This window comes from Candidatus Hydrogenedentota bacterium, assembly GCA_018005585.1.
Lineage (GTDB): Bacteria > Hydrogenedentota > Hydrogenedentia > Hydrogenedentales > JAGMZX01 > JAGMZX01.
Window position 1 is genome coordinate 1 of record JAGMZX010000046.1, and the last position, 4588, is coordinate 4588.

Here is a 4588-nt window from a genome sequence, read left to right on the forward strand (position 1 = left end):
CTGTTCCGTCAGCAGGCTGTCGATGTGGTTTACGAGCCAGTCCCACGCCTCCGGGTTGCCCAGGTTCAGCAGGCCGCCATTCGCGCCGCCGAGAATCCATTCCGGGTGATTCTCCGTCAGCCAGGTGCCCGGCGCGACGCGCTCGGGCTCAAACCAGACGACAATCTTGACGCCCCGCTCATGTGCGTAGTCGCAGATGGGCCGCAGCCCGCCAGGAAACCGTTTCGTATCCACCTCCCATGTCCCCACGTGCGGCCAGCCATTCTCCTGCACGTACCAGCCCGCGTCCATCCACCAGTAGTCTATCCCGATCTTCTCCTCCAGATAGCGGTCGATGAACATCTTCTGCGCCGCGGTGTCCGCCTTGATCATTTCTTCGTAGGCTCGGGAACTGCATCCGAGCAATTGCGGCCGCGGGAGTGCGCCGCCCGGCTTCGGCATGCTGTGCGCCGTCATCCACCGCCGCCACAGGTTCTGCGCGCGGTACCGGTCGCCGTCGCGGAACTGGATCGCGATCAGCGGCGAGCGTACCTCTTCGCCCGGATGCAGAATAAAGCGCGTCTGCCCCTGTCCGGCGGTGATGCGCAGCGTATTCCCGGCGTCGCGCGCGAAGTCCGCCGCCCATTGGCCCGGCCAGCCCACCGCCACGAGCAGGCCGTCGTTGTGCGTGGACTCGATGCCGAAGTACGGCCAGACCTTGTTCGAGCCGCGCCCGCCCGACGGCGCGAGATGCAGCGTGCCACCCGCTTCCAGCTTCGTTTCGAGCGGGCCATAGTCATCCGCCTTGCAGTCGCTGCCGCGCGCGTGGTGCAACACGAACTCCCCGAGGTCGCCGCGAATCATCGCAATATCAAGCGCCTGTATCCCTTCAATAATCGGCGTGTCGGACGTGCCGGCGTTCCGGAAATAGAGCGTCCACTCGACCGTGGGAAAATCGTGGTACTGCACCGCCACGCATTGGACCTCAAGCCCGCTGTTCGGGTCCGTGTGCGTGATACTGTGGCGGGTCCGGTTTTCGTCGAGCACCGTCGATTCGCGCACTGTGTCCCAGCCGGAGAGCAGCGTGTTCGAAGGCTGGCCATCGTAAGTGAACGAATACGGCGGCGTGCCGCCGCCCAGACACACCGGTCCGCCCGCGAGCGGCAGGTCCGCCAGCCAGATTTCACTGCCGTCCTCCAGCGTCACGCGCGCGTCCGCCCAGTCCGCCTGATCGCACGAAATACCGTCGCCCCCGTCGTCGATTGCCAGCACAAACTCCCGCGCCCCGTCGAGATTCACCCCGACCGGTACGCCCGGCTCCGTCCCGCGCAGAAGCACCGAGCGGAAACGGTCCTGGTCATTCACGCGCACGGCAAATACGCAACTCCCCTGTCCGCCCGACGTGTGCTCATTCACGTCGATGCCCGCGACGGCGTGGAATGTCCTGCCTGGACCGGGCAGATGCACCACGATCACGCTCGGCGCATGACAGAAGAGCCCGCGCGTAAACGTCTCCTTGCCGACGTGCAGCGGCTTGCCGAAGCGCGCGTTCTTCTGCACGCGATCATGGTTCATGGCCACTTCAAGGCCGGGGTCGGGCAACCAGACCGTTTGTGCGCCGCCTAACGTCGACTCGAACCATTGCCGCGCCGTCACGAGTTCGTCCACGGACGGCTCGACGGCCGCCGCGAACCCCGATACGCCCAGCATAATTACGCCCAAGAAGAACAGACCGGCTCCCGCGCGCATGGTAATTCCTTTCGTTCCAACCGGCGCTGTTTCATCCGCCATTTGTGCGCCGTGGCGCAATCAGCCTACGCCCTCCGTCCGATGGGCCGCAACCTTTGGAATGCGTAGGGGAATGCACCAGTTCGCATGCGCCGCAGTCCCCGCCAATGCGGAAACTCGTGCCGTTCTCCAGCATGCCCCGGGTTCCGTGCCCCATGCTCGCTACCCCGTCAGGGGTTCGATAACGGGCCGCGTTCATATGGAGTTGATTTGTGATGACCTTGCCAGAAGGGATAGGCTCTGAGGTGTATGCGGGGCGCGAACGCTGCCCCGATCGTGGTGCCGCAAGGAAAAGGAGGGAAGGAATCATGTCATCGCGGTTTGTCTTGGCTTCGATCGCGGTACTTATGGCGTTTCCCGGCGCAAACGCCGCCGAAAACGTGCTCGTCGAGACGGACTCCTTCCGTTGGGAAATCGGCGCCGACGCCCGAAACCTGCACTTCATCGACAGGGCTTCCGGGACCGATTATCTCGCCGCGGAAGGCGCAACCCCCTTCTCGCGCGTGCAGAAAGGCGAACAGCGCATCGACGCAACACACGCAACCCTGGAAGGCGACCTTCTGCGTGTGCGTTATGGACAACCGGACCTGGAGGTGTCGTTCCACATTACGAGACTCCCCCGCTATTTCATCCTCGGTGTTGACAGTATCTCCGACGACAGCATCGACGAACTGACGCTGCTCGATGTGCCGCTTTCGCTCCCGGCGAAACTCGAGGACCCCTTTGCGGCGTGTACGCTCGCGCTGGACCTGCAGACGAATGTCCTGGAAATCCCCGGCCCCACCAAGCGTCTGCGCGCAGTGGCCTGCAAGCGCTTCGGCATTTCCGGGGCAGAGGCGGCCATCGTCGCCGCGCCAACCGCGGAACTGCGCGATGTGCTTAAGGAGGCGGTCGCCTCGGCGCCGGAGTTGCCGCATCACAAGGACCCCGCCTATCCGCCCGTCGGCGGTCCCTGGGCATTGGATGCACCCATCAACCGTGGCTCGTATCTCTTCGATTTCGGCGACCTTACGGAAGAGACCGTGGACAAGTGGGTCGAACTGGTCAAGAACCTCGGATTGAACCAGATCGATTTTCACACGGGTTCTTCGTTGCGCTTTGGCGATTGCGAGCCTAACCCGAAACTGTTCCCTCGCGGCCGCGCAAGCGTGAAGGCCGTGCTGGACCGTCTGCACGAGGCCGGCATCTCGGCCGGATTGCACACCTATGCCTTCTTCATTGCAAAGAATACACCGTACGTGACGCCCGTGCCTGACCCCCGTCTCGGCAAGGACGCCACGTTCACGCTGGCCGCGCCGCTCCGGGCGGAAGGAGACACGGTGACCGTCGCAGAGTCCACGGCGGACGTGTCCACGGCTACGGGCTTTTTCTTGCGCAATAGCGTAACGCTTCAGGTCGACAATGAGTTGATTACTTTCAGCGGCGCATCCAAGGAAGCGCCGTTCACGTTCTCCGGTTGTACGCGAGGAGCGCACGGAACAACGGCCGCACCCCATGAGGCCGGCGCTAACGTGTACAAGCTCAAAGAGTGTTTTGGCCTTTTCACGCCGGACGGAGATTCGACGCTGCTCGCTGAGATTGCCGCAAACGCGGCGGACACGTTCAATGAGTGCGGATTCGACATGATGTATCTGGATGCGCTTGACGGCGAAGACATTCTCGGGGGCAGGGAGTGGGCCTGGCATTACGGATCGAAATTCGTCTACGAGATCGCGAACCGGCTCAACAAGCCCGCGCTCTTCGAGATGAGCACGTTCCACCACCATCTCTGGTGCGTACGCGCGCGCATGGGCGCGTGGGACCACCCTTCGCGCTCGCACAAACGCTTTATCGACATACATTGCGCGGCGAACCAGAGCGGCGCGCTGAGTTACTTGCCCATGAACCTCGGCTGGTGGGCCGTCAAAACATGGCAGGACGGCACGGCCGCGGTATATTCCGAACCTACGTTCCCGGACGATATCGAATATCTCATGGGCAAGGCGCTCGGGCATAACATGGGCATTTCCCTCATGGGCGTGAACCCGAACAACATTGGAAACGTGCCTGCCTATCAGCGGCTCATGCCCATCTTCCGCAATTACGAGCGACTGCGCCACGAAGGCAGTTTTCCGGAACCCATTCTCGCGCAATTGCGCGAACCGGGCGCGGAATTCAAGCTCGAGTCCGGCCCCAATGACACATGGTGCTTGCGCCCCGCGCGCTACATCAAGCACAAGGTCGAGCGCATGGAACCGTGGAGCAACGCTTGGACCGTGGCCAACCCATTCGCCGCCCAACCGGTGCGCCTGCGCATCGAGGCGCTGATGTCCGCCGCGCCGTACGATGCGCCAGAGTCCGTTGTCGTCGAGGACTTTCAGACGCCGGAACCGCTCCCCTCGCGCGCGGCGGCAGAAAACGTTTCGGCGGCCTTGACAGCGGCTGCGGAAAACGCGCCGACAGGCGCGACTGCGGCCAAATTCGCCGCGACGAGCGCAAGAGACACGCGCGCCGGGTCGTGGGCGAAATTTTTGAAACCGTTTTCGCCCCCGCTCAACATCGGCAGCCAGCCCGCGTTCGGCCTGTGGGTCCACGGTGACGGGAATGGCGAACTCCTGAACGTGCAGGTGCTTAGTGCGGGCCACAGCGGCGCCGGCGGCATCGGCGACCACTATATCACCGTCGATTTCACCGGCTGGCGCTACTTCGACCTCGTCGAGTTCGAAGGCGGGCGCATCGAGGACTTCGCGTGGCCCTACGGCAACGCCTACGCCACCTACCGCGAGCATGTCGACTTCGGCGCGGTCGAATCGTTCTCGATTTGGTGTAACAACCTGCCGCC

2 protein-coding genes are annotated in these 4588 nt (G+C 63.3%); one reads left to right on the forward strand and one right to left on the reverse strand.

Translation table 11 applies throughout. The annotated features are described in order from the left end of the window. On the reverse strand, positions 1 to 1728 hold a 1728-nt coding region (locus KA184_09900; GenBank protein ID MBP8129876.1), incomplete at its 3' end, for an NPCBM/NEW2 domain-containing protein. A gap of 347 nt (positions 1729 to 2075) precedes the next feature. Between KA184_09900 and KA184_09905 the strand changes: the two genes are divergently transcribed. Beyond that, positions 2076 to 4588 (forward strand): hypothetical protein (locus KA184_09905; GenBank protein ID MBP8129877.1); only part of this gene is annotated, 2513 nt, incomplete at its 3' end.